Origin of the sequence: Paenibacillus nanensis, assembly GCF_003583765.1 — a bacterium.
GTDB classification, from domain to species: Bacteria; Bacillota; Bacilli; order Paenibacillales; family Paenibacillaceae; genus Pristimantibacillus; species Pristimantibacillus nanensis.
In genome coordinates, this window is sequence record NZ_QXQA01000003.1 from 81,425 (window position 1) to 98,323 (window position 16,899).

Here is a 16,899-nt window from a genome sequence, read left to right on the forward strand (position 1 = left end):
TGTTATTTTATGGTACTAGACGCAGATATAAAGGCACAATTAAATCAGTACCTTCAGCTCATGGAAGGCGATGTGCTGATTAAAGTCAGCGCAGGCTCCGATTCCGCTTCTTCGGATATGATGGAATTAATGGATGAACTGGTAAGCATGACATCCAGAATTAAAGTCGAAAAAGCGGATTTGGCGAGAACGCCAAGCTTTAGCGTGAACCGTGTTGGAGAGGATACCGGCGTTGTTTTCGCCGGTATCCCGCTCGGCCACGAGTTTACTTCTCTTGTCCTTGCTTTGCTGCAAGTGAGCGGGAGAGCGCCGAAGGTTGATCAAAGCGTAATTGATCAGATCAAAGGCATTAAAGGGGAATACCGGTTTGAATCCTACATCAGCCTGAGCTGTCACAATTGCCCTGACGTTGTACAGGCGCTGAACCTGATGAGCATCCTCAATCCAAGTATCTCGCATACGATGATTGACGGGGCGGTATTTAAGGAAGAAGTGGAAAGCAAAGATGTGATGGCCGTTCCCTCTGTATTCCTTAACGGCGAATTTTTCGGCAGCGGCCGCATGACGATTGAAGAGATTTTAGCCAAAATCGTCGAAGCGCCTGACGCGTCGGAATTCGAAAACAAGGAGCCGTTTGATGTGCTGGTTATCGGCGGCGGCCCAGCCGGCGCAAGCGCGGCGATCTATGCGGCGCGCAAAGGTATTCGCACAGGCATCGTCGCTGAACGCTTCGGCGGACAAGTGATGGACACGGTCGGCATCGAGAACTTCATCAGCGTGAAATATACCGAAGGTCCAAAGCTCGCGGCAAGCCTGGAAGAGCATGTCAAAGAGTACAATGTCGATGTGATGAAATTGCAAAAGGCTAAAAGCCTCGCGAAAAAAGATCTCATCGAGGTTGAGCTTGAGAACGGGGCCGTTCTGAAGAGCAAGACCGTTATTCTGTCCACCGGCGCGCGCTGGCGCAATGTCGGCGTACCGGGCGAAGCGGAGTTTAAAAACAAAGGCGTAGCCTATTGCCCGCACTGTGACGGTCCTTTGTTTGCCGGCAAGCGCGTAGCGGTTATCGGCGGAGGCAACTCCGGCATCGAGGCGGCGATTGATCTTGCGGGCATCGTCAGTCACGTGACCGTAATCGAATTCAATCCTGAGCTTAAAGCCGATTCCGTACTGCAGGACCGTCTGTACAGCCTTCCTAACGTTACGGTTGTGAAAAACGCTCAGACGAAAGAAATTACCGGTACGGATAAAGTAAACGGCATTACCTACATCGATCGCGAAAGCGGCGCCGAAAGTCACGTGGAGCTGGAAGGCGTGTTTGTCCAAATCGGCCTTGTTCCGAATACGGATTGGCTTGGCGATACCGTCGAGCGCACTCGTATGGGCGAGATCGTCGTTGACAACCATGGCGCAACTAGCGTGCCTGGCGTATTCGCGGCCGGCGATTGCACGAACAGCCCGTATAAGCAAATCATCATTTCGATGGGTTCCGGCGCAAATGCAGCGCTTGGCGCATTCGATTACCTCATTCGCAATTAAATTTATTATATATAAAGCCGATTTTCTGCGATTTGCAGAAAATCGGCTTTTATTTTTATTTCAAGATAACAAAAGGGATAGCCGCAATCCGAGAAGGGTTGCGTTTTTTTATTCCGTACAAGCTCCAAATTTTTACTTTTGACATAACAGCCCGAAATGTATTACTCTAATTAAAGTAATCAAAGCAAAGTATAAAGAGAAGCGGAGTGGAACAGATGAAACTATTTTTGAAGAACAAGCTCATTATGAGCGGCGTATTTATGATGATTTTTTATCAGGTCATGATGATCACGATTTTTATGTCCGGATATAGCGCCATGCCGAAAAATATGCCTGAGCTTACTGTGGCGATTGTGAACGAGGATGCGCAATCCGGCGAACAATTTGTGACGCAGCTGAAGGAACAGCTTCCTTTCCATATCAAAACGGACTTATCTTTAGATGAAGCGAGAAGCGCGCTGGATGACCGTGATGTTCATCTGGTGATGCATATTCCGGGCGATTTCACGCAAGTTCTGTCTGAACAAGGCAAACAGGCAAAGCTGGATTTCTATATTAACCAGTCGGGTCCAACAACTGTAAGCAGCAGTATGCAAAGCGTAGCCAATCAGATAGCAAGCCAGCTCACGGCGAACATTCAATCCCAAAGCTTTGCGGGAATGCTGCAGGGCATGCAGGTGCCGGAGGAGCAAGCGCAGCAAATGGTGGACGGCGTGATGACAAAGGTTGCGACGAACATGGTGATGACGAATGAGCAGCCTGCAGGCATGCATAATCAGATGGCTCCAATGTTCTTGGCAATGGCTTCCTACGTTGGCGCTATGATATACTCGATGATGAGTGTAAGCGCGTTGAATCAGGTGAAAGGCATAATGGGTAAGTGGAAGGCGTTTGCGGCCTTGCAGGGAACAAATATCGTCCTGTCCCTCATTGCTCCGCTCACTGGCATTGGCATTTACTTCATGTTCCATGGATACGGCGGTGAAGCGTTTGTTACCGTATGGCTGACGCATGCGCTTCAGATGTTCGTCTCCATCCTGTTTACGAGCATGTTCTGTATGCTGGCCGGCCAAGCCGGTATGCTGCTGAATATGCCGATTCTATTGTCCCAGACGATCGCAAACGGCGCGATGATGCCGCAGGCGATGATGCCGGGATATTTTAAAGCGATCAGCTATATCTCTCCGATGTATTACACGATTCACTTGGACTATAACACGTTGTTCGGGGGTGGCCAGTCCGGCAAGTATTGGATTGGACTGGTGCTGGTTGGAGCGGGCGCTTTGCTCGTCAATGCTGTTATTTACGCGTTCAAGCGGGTTAAGGAAACAAGCGCCGAGGAGCAAGCGGCTCAACCGGCGATGAGCTTCTAAGGTAGAGGAGGGGAAATGGTGTCACTCCAAATTTACATTCTCGGCAATTTAAGTGAAGGAGACCGCCACCCATACGATATTAAAAAGCAGGTGCAGAAGGCGCCGGAAAATACGATTACGATCAACGACGGCACGTTGTATTATAATTTTGAAGTCCTGCTGAAAAAAGGGCTGATTCGCAAGGTGGAGGTTGTCCATTCCGAGAACCGGCCGGAGAAAACGATGTACGGGATTACGGATGAAGGCCGCGCGTTTCTGGAAGACGAGATTTATGCGTCATTTCGGAAAATGTCCAACATTAAATCGTTGTATTCCTCGCTTTTGTTCCTGGATAAAGTGGACAAGAACAAGCTTGCCTTTTTGATCGAAGAAAATATCGAGAAGCTGAACCGTAAGCTTCAATTATTCGGCAAAAGCGATGTCGACCTTAGCGATCTAAGCGAATCGAAGCTGCTGGGCGCCCGCATGATCTCGGACCATGCGTATCGGTCGATCATGACGGATAAGGAGTGGCTCGAAAAGCTATTGGCTGCGATCCGAAAAGAATAAATGCACGCAAGCCCGGCCTTTTAGCAGGTCGGGCTTTTTCATGTACCGGTCCGATCGACCAAAAACGTTGCGGCGTATGTTTTGTTTAAATAACGTTTAAATTCGCAGCGTAACATTCTCCTTGTAAAAAGCTAAAGGAGGAAACGATGTGCAGCAATATAAAGGAAAGATGAACGATCATGCGGAATGGGCAGTTGAAGCCCGCGGACTCCGAAAAACCTTCGGCGGCAATACGGCGGTCGACGGTGTCGATTTGAACGTCCGCGCGGGTACGATTTACGGCGTGTTAGGTCCGAACGGAGCGGGCAAGACGACAACGATTCGAATGCTGGCGACATTGCTCCGGCCGGATGCGGGCTCGGCGCGGATATTCGGATATGATGTGACGAAGGAATCGCAAATTGTGCGGCAATTAATTGGCGTGACGGGGCAATATGCATCCGTAGACGAATCGTTAAGCGCTACTGAAAATCTGGTCATATTCGCGAGGCTTCTCGGACTCGGCAGGGCGGAGTCGAAGCATAAGGCTGCGGAGCTGTTAGAGGAGTTCGGGCTGACGGAAGCGGCTAAACGTCCGCTCAAACAATTTTCCGGAGGCATGCGCCGCCGATTGGATCTTGCCGCCAGTCTCATCGCCCAGCCGCCGCTCATCTTTTTGGACGAACCGACGACAGGACTCGATCCCCGCACGCGGGCGCAAATGTGGGAGACGATTCGACGCTTGGTGAAGACAGGGTCTACCGTGCTGCTGACGACGCAGTACTTGGATGAAGCCGATCAGCTTGCCGACCGTATTGCGGTGATCGACCGGGGGCATGTCGTCGCGGAGGGCACGGTGAATGAACTGAAGGCATCGGTCGGCAACTCGTCGCTGCATCTGAAGGTTCAAGACGCGGCGGACATTCCAGGCGCACGGCATATCGTGGAGCAAGTGCTGAAGGTACGCTCCAGCGTATCGGCGGAAGCCGGTGTCATAACGGCGCCGATGGCGGAAGCGGATCTTGTGACCGATCTGCTGACGGCGCTTCGCGGCGGAGGGATCCGTCTTGCCGAGATCAGCGTGCAGAAGCCGACGCTGGACGAAGTGTTTTTGACGATAACCGGTAACGAAGGGAAAGCTGCGCCGGCGAACAACGGAGCGGCAAAACAAGCAGAGGAGGCAGCCGTATGAACCGCGCAACAATGGAACGGGCGGAAGGGCGAGCTTTAAAAAACTACACGAGCTTTGGTCAAGCGGTGCGCAACTCGCTGACAATGGCTTACCGCGGGCTTCAGAAAATAAAACGGACACCCGAGCAATTATTCGACGTCACGTTCCAGCCCATTATTTTCACGTTAATGTTTACGTATATATTCGGCGGAGCGATCTCGGGCAATGTGTCCAATTATTTGCCCGTCATTATTCCAGGCATTCTCGTTCAAACGGTAATCAGCACTTCAATCGTGACCGGCGTCCAGCTGCGCGAAGATATGGAGAAAGGCGTGTTCGACCGGTTTAAATCGCTGCCGATTGCCCGAATCGCGCCTTTGGCGGGCGCGCTGCTGGCGGATACGGTACGGTACGCCATCGCGACTGTGCTTACGCTATCGATGGGGTATGTGATGGGTTATAACCCTGAGGGCGGGTTAGGATATGTGGCGCTCGCAGCGCTGCTCGTCATCGTCTGTTCCTGGGCAGTGAGCTGGATATTCGCGTTTTTTGGCGTCATCGCGCGCACCGCGGCAAGCGTGCAAGGCATATCGATGATGGTGCTCTTTCCGCTCACCTTCCTCTCCAATGCGTTTGTTCCGGTGGAGACGATGCCGAAGTGGCTGCAGTGGTTCGTAAATATAAACCCGATCTCGCATCTCGTATCGGCGGTTCGCGAGCTGGCCAATAACGGGACAGTCGGGAGCGATTTGCTCATCTCCCTTATTGGGGCTGCCGTTATCGTCGCGATATTTGCGCCGCTTACTGTCCGTTCTTATATGCGCAACACGTAAGGTGTATGAAAATGGCTATCCTGCAGCAATTTAAAAACGGCGGGATAGCCTTCTCTTGTTTTACGGGATATGCTGAAACGTTTTTTGGGCGAAGGCGATCCATTCGCGCGCGGCAAACGACAAATAGCTGTTGCGCCGCCAGATGATGGCCAAATGCCACGGAATAACCGGCTTGTTCAGAGGAATCACACGAAGCCGCTGCTTGTCCAGCTCGTTGCATATGACCTCCGGCAGCAGAGCGATCCCTAGACCGGCCGCCACCATCTCGCTTATAAAATCCCATTGCGAGCTCTTATATACGATATCCGGCTCAAATCCTTGTCTCTCGCATTCCGCGATGATCCGGTCATGCAAAGCGAAATCCTCGTGGAAAAATAAAAACGATTCGTCCTTCAGTTCCCCAAGGGCTGCTTCGCTGCGATCGGCAAGACGATGATCGGGAGGCGTTACGAGCATAAGCTGCTGTCTGACGAAGCAGAACGATTCAAACAGCTCTTCCTTGGTCGGAAGCAGGACCACCCCGATATCCAGCTCTCCCGTTTCGACATCGGCTTCCACTTTTTTGGCGCCGTGCTCGAACAGCTGAATCGAAATTTTCGGATACTGCTCGCGGAACTTCCCGATCATCTTCGGGAAAAAACTGACCCCAATCATCGGCGGCATGCCAATCCGGATCCGTCCGGTCTTTAGCTCCATTAAATCGGTCAGCCGGGACGTGACGAGATCGAAGGAAGATACGATTTGTTTCGCTTGCGCATATAGAATCGAACCCGCATCCGTAAGCGCGATCCGCTTGCCGACGCGTTCGATTAAAACGAAGCCGAGCTCGTCCTCGAGATTTTTGATCATTTTGCTGACGGTCGGCTGCGTAACGTAGAGCGCCTGCGCCGCTTTCGTGAAGCTTTGGCGGCGGGCTACTTCCATGAAATATTGCAAATGCCGAATATCCAATCGGCCATCTCCTTTGTATAGACAGATGGAATGAAAACCATTCGATATATGTATTTTACCTATGTAAATAGCTGCTGTACACTTTCAAGGAAGGAGTGACAGCTATGCGCAAGACATGTAAGATTATCGTTCAAGTTTTATTTTTGTTCATCATTTCATGGATTATGAATAGATTCGCGGATTGGCTTCATCTTCCGATACCGGGCAGCATTCTTGGCCTGATTACGCTATTTTTGCTGCTTCAGTTCAAGGTGCTGCCGAGAAAATACGTGGAGGAGGGCTCAGAATGGCTTATCGCCACCATGCTCTTATTTTTTATCCCTCCGACCGTAGGTATTATCTCCTATCGCCAGCTGATTATGGATGACGGCTTTCGGATTGCGCTTGTCATCGGCGTCGGCACGATCATCGTTATGGTATGGAGCGGATTGCTCGCGCAGTGGATCGCGAGAAGGAAGGGAGGGTCCCGCGTATGATCGTAGCGATAGCTGGCTTTATTATGACGGTGGTGTTCTACGCGTTAGCCAAACGGCTGTATCGGCTTAAAAAGCATATGCTGCTGACGCCGCTGCTGGTCACGCCAATCGCGCTGGCGGCGCTGCTGATCGTTTCGGGGATCAGCTTTGACGCGTACAATGAAGGCGCGCATTGGTTGTCCGACATGCTTCAGCCGGCTACGATCGCCTTTGCGATTCCGTTATCCCGCCATTTCGACCTGATCAAAAAACATGCGGTTCAAATTTTGGTCAGCGTTCTTACCGGCTCAGTGATTGCGGTAGTCTCTTCCTTAGCGCTCGCTAAGGCGCTGCAGCTGAACGAGCAGCTGCTGAACAGCTTGCTGCCGCATTCGGCGACAACGCCGATCGCGATCGGGGTATCCGAGTCAATCGGCGGCATTCCGACTTTAACGGCGGTGGCCGTTGTGGCGACGGGGCTTTTCGGCTCCATCATTGGACCAAGCGTCATTCGCCTGCTCAAAATCCGCAACGATATTGCTAAAGGCGTGCTATTAGGCACAAGCGCCCACGGCGCGGGGACGTCCAAAGCGTTCGAGTTCAGCGGCGTTTCCGGTACGGTGTCGAGCATATCGATGATACTGGCGGCGATCACGACATTTTTAATAACGCCTTGGATTTTAGAGACCTTCCATTTTTAAATCACGCGCCAACGACGCCATTAACGGATGAAAGCTGTCCGCCCGGCGTTTTTGTTTTTCGGTTGAAGCGGCATCAACTCGTGATATACTCAGTAGTAGTCACACCTTGAAGTCATTTCACGGAAAAGGAGCTTGTGCAAAGTGGAAAATCATCGGAACTGGGCCGGCAATTATCGATACAGCGCAACGGAGCTATATGTACCGGAGCAGCTTGAGCAAGTGAAGGAGAAGGTAGCGAGCAGCAGCCGCGTGAAGGTGCTTGGCTCAAGGCATTCGTTCAACGGGATCGCAGATACGGATGCATGCCATATTTCGCTTGAAAAGTTGAATCGAGTGATCGAATTAGACCGCGTCAACTATAGAGTTACCGTCGAAGGCGGAATCCGTTACGGCGAGCTTGGGCGCTTCCTGCATGAGCAAGGCTACGCGCTGCATAATCTGGCGTCGCTACCGCATATCAGCGTTGCGGGCGCGATTGCAACGGCGACGCATGGCTCAGGCGACCGGAACGGCAACTTGGCGACGGCCGTGCACGCATTAGAGCTGGTGAAGGCGGACGGGGAGACGGTTGTTTTCTCCCGCGACCAACAAGACGGCAGCTTTGAAGGCGCGGTTGTCGGCATCGGGGCGTTAGGCGTTGTTACCCGATTAACGCTTAACGTTGTTCCGACCTTTCATATTAGCCAGACGCTTTACGAACATTTGCCGCTGGAGAAGCTGCAAGCCCATTTCGACGATATTTATTCCAGCGCCTACAGCGTCAGCTTATTTACCGATTGGAAGGATGAAACGATCAATCAAGTTTGGCTGAAACAAGCAGCCGAGAGACAAAACGATATTTTCGCTGAGCCTGAATTCTACGGAGCAAAACAGGCAGCGGACAAGCTTCATCCGGTTCCGGGCGTAAACCCGGAGAACTGCAGCGAGCAGATGGGCGTGCCGGGGCCTTGGTGCGACCGCCTGCCGCATTTCCGGATGGAATTTACGCCGAGCGCCGGCGAAGAGCTGCAAAGCGAATATTTTGTGGCGCGGAAGGACGCGTATGAGGCGCTGCTCGCCATTGACAGCATACGCGACCATATTGCGCCGCATCTCCTCATATCGGAGATCCGCACCATCGCCGCAGATGATTTTTGGATGAGTCCCAATTACAAACAAGCTTCGGCGGGCTTCCATTTTACTTGGAAGCCGGATTGGGAAGCGGTGCGCAAGGTGCTGCCATTAATCGAAGAGAAGCTGGCGCCGTTCCAAGCCCGTCCGCATTGGGGCAAGCTGTTTACGATGCAGCCGGAACTCGTGCAGTCGCGCTATGAGAAGCTGCCGGAGTTTCGCGAACTCATTCGCCGTTGTGATCCCCATGGAAAGTTCGGCAACGAATTTTTAGAGAAGTATATCTATTAGACAGGAGCAGGCACCCCGCCGCATATGCTATATCATGGATGATGGCAGCCAAAATATGCGAAAGCGGGGTGCAGGCTTGTTTAAGGCTTATAAAGGATTTATTATCGGAATCATTATGGGCGCGCTGCTAATGACAGCTTTGCCTTCAATGGCGGCGACGACGAAACAGACGTATTCGTTGACGGATGCGACCTATCCGATCGTAGTCAACGGCTCTGCATATGTCAATTCGGAGCAGCCGGTGATGAACTACAAAGGGACGACCTACGTTCCGCTTAAGGCTTTTGGCGAAATGATGGGCGCCGATGTGATCTGGGATGAAGTGAAACGACAGGTGGAGGTCCGGCATGACGGCGCGCCGAACTGCAACAGCGCGTTCTGCCATGTGAAGGTCAGCGGCTCGGGCGGGACCTACACTGTTACGGGCGAGGGCCGGGTGTTCGAAGCGGTAATGGCCTATGCCGTCGAGGATGGGCACAATTATTTGCTTGAGAGCTTCCATACGCTGGATTCGGGAGCGCCTGCGTGGTCGCCATTCCAGCTGGAAATCGTCATTCCGGAGGAACAATTGCCGGAGAACGGCACGCTCATCCTGGAATTGTTCGAATACAGCGCAAAAGACGGCTCGAAGATCAATACGCTGATTATTCCATTGGAGACCTTTTCGCCTTAAAAGGGTTCAGTTAAAAACCGCGTCCTTTGGGCGCGGTTTTTTGAGCGCCGGAATAAAAGACCGGACGCCTCGACAAATATGATATGATGATAGAAAAGCTAGGAAAGGGATATGACGATTGCCCCCGAATACGTTATTGGAGAGCGTACTGTTTCCGGCCGTTCGATTGAATAAAGAGAAGCTCGGCCGCATGCTGCAAGGAAAAACAATTCTTATTACCGGAGCGAGCTCTGGAATTGGGGAGCGGCTTTCTTATTTGCTAGGCGAGTTCGACGTACGGCTTATTCTTGTTGCCCGGAGAGAAGAGAAGCTGCTGGCGATGAAGCGGGAAATCGAGGAAGCGGGGGCGGCCCGGGTCGATATCCATGCTGGGGATCTTCGAAAGGAAGAGGTGCTCGGTGAATTGCTGCGCGTCCTTCTCCGATTGCAAGATGGGCTGGATATAGTAGTAAGCAACGCCGGGCTGTCAATACGGAGGCCCGTCATGGACTCCCTGGATCGGTACCATGATTTTACGAGGACGATGGCGATTAATTATTTCGCCCCAGTCCGGCTGCTGCTGTCCGTCATCCCGCAGCTTCTGCGGAATAAAGGCCATGTGATAAACGTCTCGACCATCAATACGTCGTTGATCCCTTTTCCCAATTGGGCAGCCTATCAGGCCTCCAAATCGGCGTTCGATACATGGCTGCGAGCCGCAGCGCCTGAGTGGCAAGCGTTGGGCGTTTCCATTACGTCGGTCTATCTGCCGTTAGTGAGGACGCCGATGATCGAGCCGACTGCGGCTTACCGGAAGCTTCCCGCCATGAGCGCGGAGCATGCGGCGCGGACGATCGCCAAATCGATGTACACTAGACGGCAATCGTTGAAGCCGTGGTGGCTTATTTTTGGACAACTCGCCTCTTTGCTGGGCAGGGGACTGTGGGAACGGTACATGCCGGGCGTGCTGCGGCGCAAAGGAGAACGAGATTTTCAATGACCGCTCTTATTTATGTCATGTTCAAATTAAAGCTATTGTCCTTTAAAGGATTCTTTCGGCTGATCGCCGCGATCTGGCAGGATGGCATCAACCTGATGGCGCTGCTTCGGATTGCGGAGAGGTCATACGGAGACAAGATCGCAATCACCGACGAGCAGGAGACGTTAACTTACCGGCAGCTGATGTCTCAATCCGAGCGGCTGTCTTGTGTTCTGACCGAGCATTACGGGCTGGGACCCGGGAAGAAGGCTGGGATATTGTGCCGCAATCACGCCGCGATGGCGAAGACGATTTTTGCCGTGTCCGCTGCAGGGGCCGATCTCTATCTGCTCAATGCCGAGATGAGCGCCGCTCAATTCGGACAGCTGGCCGAAGAGCATCGGTTTGACGTGATCATTCACGATGAGGACGCGGCTTCGCTCATCGCAATGTCGTCTTCTCATCGCGAGTCGATATTCAGTTACCACGACAGCCTGCCGGCAATTCATACTTTGGCACAAGAGCAGATTCCGCTTAGGCCGAAGCGTCGGCGCATGTCTGCCGGCAGGCTGATGCTGCTCACCGGCGGCACCACGGGCAAGGCGAAGCGTGTTCCGCATAAGCCTTCCCTGTTTCATTATTTGCCGCCGTTTGCGGCGATGCTCTCCCGCATGCGTCTCGCGGAGTACCGCACGGCTTATATCGCGACTCCTATTTATCATGGATACGGGATCGGGGTTTTATTGTTGGGCGTCGCGCTGGGACAAAAGGTTGTACTGACAAGGAAGTTTGACGCGGCTAACGCATGCGGTCTTATCCGGCAGCATCAGGTGGAGTTTGTATCGGTTGTCCCCTTAATGGTTCATAAAATGCTGCGGGCTAACGCGGAAGGCTTGAAGCCGGTCGCGTGCATCGCTTCAGGCGGCGCCGAGCTGAATCCGAAGCTGGTGGAAGAGGTGTCAAGCGCGCTCGGAGATGTTCTTTATAATTTGTATGGAACATCGGAAGGCGGATTGATGGCGATTGCAACGCCTCAAGATTTGAAGGATTCGCCGAATACGATCGGCCGCCGAATAAGGGGGGTGCCGCTGAGCGTCTTGGATGCTGGCAAGAAGATCGCGCGGACCGGCGAGATCGGACAGCTTTGCCTGCGCGGGAAGAGACGAGGCGCGGGCAGGTGGATCGAAACGGGAGATCTAGGCTTCGTGAACGAGCGCGGTTATTATTTCTTATGCGGCAGAACGGATGATCGGATCGTATCCGCCGGCGAGAATGTGTACCCGATCGAGGTTGAGCGCATGTTGTGCTTGCATCCCGCGATCGAAGACGTTGCCGTCGTCGGCATTCCGGATGAAATGTTCGGCCAGCGGCTGAAGGCCGTTGTTCAGCTATATCCGGGAGCGGAGCTTTCGGAGGCTGAATTAATGGCGTGGCTTCGTCCGCGGGCGGCTAGGTTTCAAATGCCCAAAGAGGTTGTATTTACAGAACAAATCATATATACGCATGCAGGCAAACGCGATAAAAAACAGCTTAAGACCTACTAAAAGAAAAGAAGTGATGACAAGGTGCTTGCGGGAATAAGGGCAGGGATACAGCGTAGAAGCGCTTCCGTCCTGAATACGTATTTTTCAGGCAGCTCGATGGATTACAAACAGATTTTTGCTATTATTATTCCGATCTTTGTCGATACATCCTTTATCGTTCTGTTGTCGATTCTCAATACGGCGATGGTCAGCTCCTCGGGGGTTGCGGCCGTCAGCGCCGTAAGCATGGTCGACTCCATTAATATGTTTATTATGAACCTGTTTATCGCCGTTGCGACGGGAGGAACCGTTATAGTGGCGCAGTATAAGGGAAGCGGCAACCAGGAAATGGTGTCGAAGGCGGCTTCTCAGGCCATTTCCGCCGTTACGGCCGCTTCAGCGGCAATAGGAGCGCTCGTTATCCTGTTTCATACTTCCGCGCTGGATCTGCTGTTCGGCAATGCGGATGCGGAAGTGCTGCACAATGCCAAGATTTTTTTGATCGGCAGCTGCATTTCGTACCCGTTCATCGGCCTGTACCAGTCGATTACAGGCGTGCTTAGAGGCGTAGCCGAGACGAAGGCTTGTCTCGTTCTTTCTGTTATTTTGAATCTGTCGTATTTTTTGTTAAATATATTGTTCATTACAGTATGGGATATGGGCGTGCTCGGACTATCCGTCTCGCTCGTTGCCGCAAGGGTTTTAGGCGCAGCTGTTTCGGTTGTATATTTGCTTAAATATAACCAATCGCTGCGATTCCGTATCAAAGAGGCATTCCGGGTCCATCTGTCGCTAGTCAAAAAAATTATGTATATCGGGCTTCCTTTTGCGGCAGAGCAAATGTTCTTTAACGGCGGCAAGCTGTTAACCCAGACCTTTATCGTGCCGCTTGGGACGTACGCGATAACCGTCAATGCGATCGGCGGATCGCTGTCGATGCTGTTCCAAATCGGCGGATCTGCGTTAAGCGTTGCTATCGTTACGGTTGTCGGCCAAAGTATTGGCCGTAAAAACGTGGAGGATGCACGGAAGTTTATCAAATCGTTTATTTGGCTGTCTTCCCTGTTTTTTGTTTTCATTACGGGCATTATTTTGCTGCTTTTCCCGATGCTTGTAAAAATGTACGCTCCTCCGCCGGAAATTGTGTCTGACATTTTCGCGGTTATTTTGCTCATCTCTTTCGCGCAGCCATTCCTGTGGTCGCTCAGCTTCATTATGCCTTCGGCATTGCGGGCGGCGGGAGATTCGAAGTTTACATCGGTCGCATCCTTGCTGACGATGTGGCTGTTCCGGATCATCCTGGGCTATGTATTAGGGATTACGCTCGGCTACGGCATTATGGGCATATGGATCGCGATGGTCGCTGAGTGGGGTGTGCGGGGATTGATCTTTGCATGGCGGTTCAGGGGAGATAAGTGGTATAGGCATAAGCTGATATAGAGAAACGGAAAGCTCGCATGAATTTACGCGCGGAGAAGCCCCCGGCCAGCTAGAGGCCGGGGGCTTCCCGCGTTCCATTCACCTTCGGTACATTAACGTCTTCTAAGTCTCTCCATAAGCACTTGCTGGCCGGTTGCGATGGCGCCGTTTCTCAGGGCCGCGACGATATTGCCGATAGCAATATCATTTGGCTGCGTAACGTCGCTTACCGCGTCAAGCAGCCGCCCGCCGATCTGGCTAGAACCGTTTCGGAACACGGATTCCGCGAGAGCTCTCGCCTCGCTCTTAAACAGCTTGCCAAAGTTGTTAGACATCTATATCACCTCCCTCCGGTAATATGGCGTCCTTGACCGCGAAGCTGCCTCTATTCGTTTCCGTTCGTTTTCGTTTTGACTTTAATTTTTTTTCGCTTTTGAGCTGCTACCTTTTCTTTCTTCTTCCTTTGGGCCTGGGTTAATTCTCTCTTTCTATTTTTTTCCCGTTCTTTTTTTCTCTCTTTTTCCCGCTCTTTTTGCTCTTTTTTTGACATCTTATCCTTTTTGCCTCTCGCCTTCCCGTCATCCGACCAGCTCACGAGAGCGCCCCCGATCGCGCGGGTCATTTCGATCAGTGCCGATAAAGGACTGTTCTGGTTAATGGTTTCTTGCGCCGGTTTGCCCTCGAGAGACTGCAGCCTCTGCCGTGCGAGCTGCTGCATTTCGGGGCTGTTCGCCGGCGCTTCAAGACGCTGCCAGATCGAGGCCGCCTCCTGGTTCCGGCCGATTCTTGCGTAGGCGTCTCCCAGCTCGTATAGAAGCTGCGAATATTCCTCTTGAGTTAAAATCGTATTCCCCCGCATGTGCTGTCCCACGATGTACGTATAATCTTCGATTGTCGTCTGCGTGCGCTGGAAGTGATGCTCCGGCAACTGGTAGGCGTTTTTTCCGCGCAGCAATCTGACCGTAAGGTCGTTCGGGCTCGCGGCAACAGCGCTGTCCAATATTTTTAAGCCTTGATTCGACCACCTGAGCTGCTCCAGCGGTTTCGTTTTGTCCCTGGCGATTAGAACCAAGCTGCTTCCGTAATAAGCCTCCACAAGCGGATTTCCCGGATAATCGGCCCGCAATGCTTCCAGCATCTGAATAGCTTGCAGGACAGCGGCGGCATCGCCGTCAACGCCTTTCATGTGAAGGGAAACGGCTTGCTCCAGCCTTTGGCCGAATGAATCGGAGCTTGCGCTGGCGTTCACAAGATTCAACACGATAACACCTTCCTTTCCGGTTTTGAAGTTTATTTCCTTTTAGATAGAAGCTTCTTCATTTCTTTGACTTTATCTTGTCTTCCAATGGTTTCATAAGCCGTAATTAAATGGTTGATGACGTCTTTCGTTTGCTTCGGCGTTAAATAGCGGGGGTCGGCTTGCTGGCGCGCAAGCAGGAAGCTGAAATCCTCAACTGCCGTTCTAGCCGTTTGAAAAAAAGTGTCCGGCAGCCGCAGGCTGACGTTGCCGCGCAGCAAACGAATTTCCTTGTCATTTGGATTAAGCTCGACGGCACGATTAAGAGCATCGAGCCCTTCCCGGGCCTTCTCTTCCTTCACTAGCAGACTCGAGGCATCCCGCGCCATAAGAGCTAGCGAGCTGCCGTAATACGCTTCGATGAGCGCATGGTTCGGATAAGACTTACGGAGCTCCGCGAGCTTCTCATACGCGGCGACTACGGCTCTTTTGTTGCCTTCAATTCCTTCGCTGTGAAGCCTTTTCGCTTCGCGCAGCTGATTTTCGTAGGGGCTGTCACCTGCCATTCTACCAACCTCCAATAATAGATCGTTCAGCTTCGCATCTCTCAGATTTACGAACGCTATTTCCTGATACCATATGTAATTCTTTCAAGACGCGAATGGTTCAAATGCTTGCATTTTCTGAAAATGTATGATTGTCCGAGTCAAGTCTATCAACCGCTGCATTTCTTAATAGAGGTTCAACATTAATAGAATTGGAGGATTAGCATGAAGCTGCAAACTCATAAAATGACAGTCACGATGGATGACCATTCATCCCATTTGGAGCAGTTTAAAGCGTTCTTCAAACAGCTGGACGACGACAATAAGACAATCGAGAAGCTGCCGCGGCAGATGATAGAGGATTACCAACTGAAAGCGATAAATGCCGCCCTTGCTCATATCTGGAACCGTAACGCTTATTATCGTTCGAGGCTTGAAGAGTACGGGTTCCAGGAGCCAAAGCTCAATACGCTGGAGCAGCTAGCGGACGTCCCGCTTCTCAGCAAGAACGTCATTCGCGGCGACAAACAGAAAATATTGTGCGTGGAGCCGAAAGAAATCGGCCAGGTTCACCTGACGAGCGGCACTTCGGGCAAGCCGATCTATACCTCCTATTCGCTGGCTGACCAATACGTATACGATTTGCTTCCTAAATATTTGGAGCTGTTCAAGGAAACCGACGCGGATGTAGCGGCCGTCGCTTTGCCTTATGAGTTCGCTCTCCCCGGCCTTGGGTTCCAGCGGCTATTCCAATTTGCGTTCGGCACAGCCGTATTATCGCTTGGCAAAGGCGGCTACATGGCGCCGGTGGATAAATCGCTGGAGCTGATGAAAGAATTCGAGGCGACGGTGCTGGCCACGACTCCTTCATATGCGGCTCTGTTGGCGGAAGAAAGCGAGAAATACGGCATCCGCATCGGCGAGGATATGAAGCTGAAAAAGATTTGGCTGACAGGCGAAGGCTGTTCCCATACGTTCCGGCAGCGGCTCGAAGAGTGGTGGGGCTGCGAGGTTTCGTTCTTCTACGGATCGACCGAATGCGGAGTTGTAGGCGTAGAGTGCAGCAAGCATAAGGGGTATCACGTGGCGGAGGGACATGTCAAGGTCGAAATTATCGACCCGGTTACGGAGCAAGTGCTGCCATACGGTAAAACGGGTGAGATCGTCGTAACCACCCTCCTTCGAGAGGCTATGCCGATGCTCCGGTACCGTTCCGGGGATATCGGTTATTTGCAGAAATCCGAATGCGAGTGCGGCTTAACGATGGATATTCTCCATTTGAGAGGCAGGATGGAGAACATTATCCGCCTGGGAGACCAGGAATTTTCCCCGTTCTTGCTGGAGCATTTCCTTATGGAAATACCGGACGTGGGAATGTGGTATACCTTCAAGCTTGACCAAGGAGCGCTGAAAATCGCGGCCGAACCGTTCCGGACGGCATTAAGCGATGAGGAGCTCGCGGAAAAGGTCCGCAGCCATATGGCCTCGCGCATCGGAGTCGATTGTGAAGTGGAGATAAACCGCGCTATACCGCGCACGTTCGGTAAAGCAACGAGGATTATCAGCTAACAAGCCGTGCCGAAGGGAGGTGC

17 protein-coding genes are annotated in these 16,899 nt (G+C 52.2%); 13 read left to right on the forward strand and 4 right to left on the reverse strand.

From position 1 onward, the window contains the following. Window positions 1-9: 9 nt before the first annotated feature. The 5 genes from ahpF to D3P08_RS06630 all read left to right on the forward strand — a co-directional run bounded on the left by ahpF (window position 10) and on the right by D3P08_RS06630 (window position 5,444). Window positions 10-1,539 (forward strand): alkyl hydroperoxide reductase subunit F, encoded by a 1,530-nt coding sequence (gene ahpF, locus D3P08_RS06610; RefSeq protein WP_119598673.1) that lies wholly within the window; start codon window positions 10-12, stop codon window positions 1,537-1,539. A 215-nt stretch (window positions 1,540-1,754) separates the two neighbouring features. Then, on the forward strand, window positions 1,755-2,912 hold the full coding sequence (locus tag D3P08_RS06615) for a YhgE/Pip domain-containing protein (RefSeq protein ID WP_119598674.1): 1,158 nt from the start codon (window positions 1,755-1,757) through the stop codon (window positions 2,910-2,912). A 15-nt stretch (window positions 2,913-2,927) separates the two neighbouring features. Beyond that, window positions 2,928-3,461 (forward strand): PadR family transcriptional regulator, encoded by a 534-nt coding sequence (locus D3P08_RS06620; protein WP_420819019.1) that lies wholly within the window; start codon window positions 2,928-2,930, stop codon window positions 3,459-3,461. A gap of 169 nt (window positions 3,462-3,630) precedes the next feature. Further along, window positions 3,631-4,632: an ATP-binding cassette domain-containing protein gene (locus tag D3P08_RS06625; protein ID WP_119598969.1), complete on the forward strand. Its 1,002-nt coding sequence runs from the start codon at window positions 3,631-3,633 to the stop codon at window positions 4,630-4,632. Further along, the gene (locus D3P08_RS06630; protein ID WP_119598675.1) at window positions 4,629-5,444 is read left to right on the forward strand and encodes an ABC transporter permease; all 816 of its coding nucleotides are present in this window, start codon (window positions 4,629-4,631) and stop codon (window positions 5,442-5,444) included. The genes D3P08_RS06625 and D3P08_RS06630 overlap by 4 nt, the downstream gene beginning before the upstream one ends. 60 nt (window positions 5,445-5,504) lie before the next feature. Here D3P08_RS06630 and cidR read toward each other — a convergent pair whose 3' ends face one another. Then, complete coding sequence (cidR, locus tag D3P08_RS06635; RefSeq protein ID WP_119598676.1) at window positions 5,505-6,395, reverse strand: cidABC operon transcriptional activator CidR; 891 nt, start codon at window positions 6,393-6,395, stop codon at window positions 5,505-5,507. 104 nt (window positions 6,396-6,499) lie between these two features. On the opposite strand from cidR, the gene D3P08_RS06640 reads away from it, so the two are divergent. The 7 genes from D3P08_RS06640 to D3P08_RS06670 all read left to right on the forward strand — a co-directional run bounded on the left by D3P08_RS06640 (window position 6,500) and on the right by D3P08_RS06670 (window position 13,546). Continuing rightward, window positions 6,500-6,871, forward strand: coding sequence for a CidA/LrgA family holin-like protein (locus D3P08_RS06640; RefSeq protein WP_119598677.1), 372 nt, complete (start codon window positions 6,500-6,502; stop codon window positions 6,869-6,871). Next, window positions 6,868-7,551 carry an LrgB family protein gene (locus D3P08_RS06645; protein ID WP_119598678.1) on the forward strand — a complete coding sequence of 228 codons (684 nt, stop codon included), beginning with the start codon at window positions 6,868-6,870 and terminating at the stop codon, window positions 7,549-7,551. Before D3P08_RS06640 ends, D3P08_RS06645 begins: the two co-directional genes overlap by 4 nt. 141 nt (window positions 7,552-7,692) lie before the next feature. Continuing rightward, on the forward strand, window positions 7,693-8,952 hold the full coding sequence (locus D3P08_RS06650) for an FAD-binding protein (protein ID WP_119598679.1): 1,260 nt from the start codon (window positions 7,693-7,695) through the stop codon (window positions 8,950-8,952). A 76-nt stretch (window positions 8,953-9,028) separates the two neighbouring features. Next, window positions 9,029-9,625 (forward strand): Gmad2 immunoglobulin-like domain-containing protein, encoded by a 597-nt coding sequence (locus D3P08_RS06655; RefSeq protein WP_162848386.1) that lies wholly within the window; start codon window positions 9,029-9,031, stop codon window positions 9,623-9,625. A 118-nt stretch (window positions 9,626-9,743) separates the two neighbouring features. Beyond that, window positions 9,744-10,604 carry an SDR family NAD(P)-dependent oxidoreductase gene (locus D3P08_RS06660; RefSeq protein ID WP_119598681.1) on the forward strand — a complete coding sequence of 287 codons (861 nt, stop codon included), beginning with the start codon at window positions 9,744-9,746 and terminating at the stop codon, window positions 10,602-10,604. After that, window positions 10,601-12,127 carry an AMP-binding protein gene (locus D3P08_RS06665; RefSeq protein WP_119598682.1) on the forward strand — a complete coding sequence of 509 codons (1,527 nt, stop codon included), beginning with the start codon at window positions 10,601-10,603 and terminating at the stop codon, window positions 12,125-12,127. The genes D3P08_RS06660 and D3P08_RS06665 overlap by 4 nt, the downstream gene beginning before the upstream one ends. Window positions 12,128-12,223: 96 nt before the next feature. Next, window positions 12,224-13,546 carry an MATE family efflux transporter gene (locus D3P08_RS06670; RefSeq protein WP_119598970.1) on the forward strand — a complete coding sequence of 441 codons (1,323 nt, stop codon included), beginning with the start codon at window positions 12,224-12,226 and terminating at the stop codon, window positions 13,544-13,546. Window positions 13,547-13,638: 92 nt separating this feature from the next. On the opposite strand, the gene D3P08_RS06675 is transcribed toward D3P08_RS06670, so the two are convergent. From D3P08_RS06675 to D3P08_RS06685, 3 genes are read right to left on the reverse strand one after another with little or no spacing between them, the layout of a single operon-like run. Beyond that, on the reverse strand, window positions 13,639-13,860 hold the full coding sequence (locus tag D3P08_RS06675) for a hypothetical protein (protein ID WP_119598683.1): 222 nt from the start codon (window positions 13,858-13,860) through the stop codon (window positions 13,639-13,641). Between the two features lie 50 nt (window positions 13,861-13,910). Continuing rightward, on the reverse strand, window positions 13,911-14,786 hold the full coding sequence (locus D3P08_RS06680) for a hypothetical protein (RefSeq protein ID WP_119598684.1): 876 nt from the start codon (window positions 14,784-14,786) through the stop codon (window positions 13,911-13,913). A gap of 29 nt (window positions 14,787-14,815) precedes the next feature. Further along, window positions 14,816-15,328 carry a hypothetical protein gene (locus D3P08_RS06685; protein ID WP_119598685.1) on the reverse strand — a complete coding sequence of 171 codons (513 nt, stop codon included), beginning with the start codon at window positions 15,326-15,328 and terminating at the stop codon, window positions 14,816-14,818. Window positions 15,329-15,532: 204 nt separating this feature from the next. Between D3P08_RS06685 and D3P08_RS06690 the strand changes: the two genes are divergently transcribed. After that, window positions 15,533-16,876 (forward strand): phenylacetate--CoA ligase family protein, encoded by a 1,344-nt coding sequence (locus tag D3P08_RS06690; protein WP_119598686.1) that lies wholly within the window; start codon window positions 15,533-15,535, stop codon window positions 16,874-16,876. Window positions 16,877-16,899 lie beyond the last annotated feature (23 nt).

What these genes read in the sequence shown, in the direction of transcription:
- ahpF (WP_119598673.1), top strand. Translation starts at nt 10, where the DNA reads ATGGTACTAGACGCAGATATAAAGGCACAATTAAATCAGTACCTTCAG.
- D3P08_RS06615 (WP_119598674.1), top strand. Translation starts at nt 1,755, where the DNA reads ATGAAACTATTTTTGAAGAACAAGCTCATTATGAGCGGCGTATTTATG.
- D3P08_RS06620 (WP_420819019.1), top strand. Translation starts at nt 2,928, where the DNA reads ATGGTGTCACTCCAAATTTACATTCTCGGCAATTTAAGTGAAGGAGAC.
- D3P08_RS06625 (WP_119598969.1), top strand. Translation starts at nt 3,631, where the DNA reads ATGAACGATCATGCGGAATGGGCAGTTGAAGCCCGCGGACTCCGAAAA.
- D3P08_RS06630 (WP_119598675.1), top strand. Translation starts at nt 4,629, where the DNA reads ATGAACCGCGCAACAATGGAACGGGCGGAAGGGCGAGCTTTAAAAAAC.
- D3P08_RS06640 (WP_119598677.1), top strand. Translation starts at nt 6,500, where the DNA reads ATGCGCAAGACATGTAAGATTATCGTTCAAGTTTTATTTTTGTTCATC.
- D3P08_RS06645 (WP_119598678.1), top strand. Translation starts at nt 6,868, where the DNA reads ATGATCGTAGCGATAGCTGGCTTTATTATGACGGTGGTGTTCTACGCG.
- D3P08_RS06665 (WP_119598682.1), top strand. Translation starts at nt 10,601, where the DNA reads ATGACCGCTCTTATTTATGTCATGTTCAAATTAAAGCTATTGTCCTTT.
- D3P08_RS06670 (WP_119598970.1), top strand. Translation starts at nt 12,224, where the DNA reads ATGGATTACAAACAGATTTTTGCTATTATTATTCCGATCTTTGTCGAT.
- D3P08_RS06675 (WP_119598683.1), bottom strand. Translation starts at nt 13,860, where the DNA reads ATGTCTAACAACTTTGGCAAGCTGTTTAAGAGCGAGGCGAGAGCTCTC.
- D3P08_RS06685 (WP_119598685.1), bottom strand. Translation starts at nt 15,328, where the DNA reads ATGGCAGGTGACAGCCCCTACGAAAATCAGCTGCGCGAAGCGAAAAGG.
- D3P08_RS06690 (WP_119598686.1), top strand. Translation starts at nt 15,533, where the DNA reads ATGAAGCTGCAAACTCATAAAATGACAGTCACGATGGATGACCATTCA.